This is a genomic window from Rathayibacter sp. AY1E3 (assembly GCF_002932235.1).
Classification (GTDB): domain Bacteria; phylum Actinomycetota; class Actinomycetes; order Actinomycetales; family Microbacteriaceae; genus Rathayibacter.
In genome coordinates, this window is the sequence record NZ_PSVN01000047.1 from 1 (window position 1) to 2,081 (window position 2,081).

Genomic DNA, 2,081 nt, shown 5'->3' on the forward strand with positions numbered 1-2,081 from the left:
GGCCGGCGGCGCCGGCCCGTGAGGGGCGACCCCCTCACGCTCCCCGGTGTCCCGTTCCGGGGCGCGAGCTGCACTCGCGCAGCGGCGACGGAGCACCGCGGGTCGGAGGCCGCGATGCGGCCCGTTCCACCTGTTTTCTTCACCTCTCCGCGGTTTCAACCTATTTCGCTCCACCGGCTCCGTGCCACCGATAGCGGACGCGCCCTGCGGGCTTATTTCGCCCGCTATCGGCGTCACTGCGCCGCCTCCACTCAAACGGTTTTCCCCGCCGGAGAGGCAAAGAAAAACGATCAGCCAGAGGGAGCACCCACACCATGCAGATCACCACCGACTTGCAGACCACCGCGAAGACCTACCTCACCCTTGCCAACACCCGCGCGGTCGATATCCGTGTCGTGGGCACCGACCCCCAGACGACGCCCTCGGTGCACGTCACCCGCCGCACGTCCGGCGTCTGGGAGGCGTGGCACTCCGACCAGCTGCACGGCATCACCAGCGGTTCGTTCCGTCACTGCGTCGCCCACGCCCGCCGCGCAGCGATCCGCCGCGTCGCCCCGTTCCTGAACCGCTGAGAGGACCACACCATGACCCGCACCGACACCGGCCGCGCCACGGCCGAACAGCTGGCCCTCATCCTCGACACCCGCCGCGCCGAGTCTGACGACGACGCGACCGCCACGGACGCCGAAATCCTCGCGCACATCCGCAACACGCTCACTCTTCCCGGCGAAGGAGCTCCGGGCGGATTCCCCGTCACCGACGACGGCACCGCCTACGCCGCCGCGCTGATCGCGTTCCTCACCCCCGCCGACAAGCAGGACACCGGCGCGGCACTGGCCGCTTTCCTCACCCCGACCCCGGAGACGCTGGACGAGCGTGCGGCACGCATCGAGCTGAACCGGCGCGCGGATGAGGGGTGGCAGGCGCTCTCCCCGGCGGAGCAGGCCGCGCAGATCGCGGCCGTCGAGCGGACGGAGAACCCCAGCGGGCCGTGCGACTGCGCCAACTGCTCCGAGCCCGCCGACCGGTAGCCGCGCGGCGCGGGCCGGCCTTCCGGGCCGGCCCGTGAGGGGCGACCCCCTCACACTCCCCGGTCTTCCCCGTTCCGGGGGCGCGAGCTGCGCACGCGCAGCGGTGACGGAGCACCGCCGGCGGGAGCCGCTACGCGGCCGGATTACCCGTTTTCTTCACCTCTCCGCGGTTTCAATCTATCTCGCTCCGTCGGCTACGTGCCGTCTCTCTCGGACGCGCCCTGCGGGCTTATTTCGCCCGAGAGAGCCGTCACTCCGCCGACTCCACTCAATTGATTTCATCCCGCCGGAGAGGCAAAGAAAAACGATCAGGAAGACGACAAAAGCCCCGTAGTTGGGTTAGAACCACGGGACTTGTCGCCTCAATGATCGCACACCGATCAAGGAGAAACCATCGTGACTATCACCACCGGAACCGGGACCGTTCAGCACATCGACCCGACCGTCCTCGTGATCGAGCAGAACGTCCGCACCAGCGCCCCGCTGACGAAGGACTTCATCGCGTCGATCCGCGAGAACGGCGTCATCACCCCGGTCCTCGCCCGCCGCGACGAGCACGGCAACGTCATCGTCCGCGCCGGACAGCGCCGCACCCTCGCCGCCCGCGAGGCCGGAGTGCCCACGATCCCGGTCTACGTCGTGGAGGGCGACGAGACAACCGCGGATCGGATCGTTCAGCAGATCATCGAGAACGACCAGCGCGCCGAGCTGAGCGTCGCGGACCGCACCGCCGCGTGGGCGCAGCTCGCGTTTGAGGGCGTGTCCGCTGCAGCGATCGCCAAGCGCACCGGCACCAAGACCGACGCGGTGAAGAAGGGCCTTGCGGTCGCGGAGTCCGCGACCGTCACGTCCGTTCTGCACGAGCACGAGCTGACCCTGGACCAGGCGGCGGTGCTGTTGGAGTTCGAGGACGACTCCGACGCCCGCGCGAACCTGATCGAGGTCGCCACCCACGACCCGGCCCAGTTCGAGCACACCGCGCAGACCCTCCGCGACGAGGCCGCGCACCAGGCGCTCCTCGCGGCGACCGCCGCCGAGTACATCGGCAAC

3 protein-coding genes are annotated in these 2,081 nt (G+C 69.6%); all 3 read left to right on the forward strand.

Features of this window, described 5'->3' with window-relative positions:
* The first annotated feature begins 314 nt into the window (after positions 1-314).
* Complete coding sequence (locus tag C5C53_RS16680) at positions 315-572, forward strand: hypothetical protein (RefSeq protein WP_104234631.1); 258 nt, start codon at positions 315-317, stop codon at positions 570-572.
* 12 nt (positions 573-584) lie between these two features.
* A complete protein-coding gene (locus C5C53_RS16685) occupies positions 585-1,031 on the forward strand; it encodes a hypothetical protein (RefSeq protein WP_104258317.1) in 447 nt (148 codons plus the stop codon).
* Positions 1,032-1,427: 396 nt separating this feature from the next.
* A partial coding sequence (locus C5C53_RS16690) for a ParB/RepB/Spo0J family partition protein (RefSeq protein WP_146084698.1) occupies positions 1,428-2,081 on the forward strand: 654 nt, incomplete at its 3' end.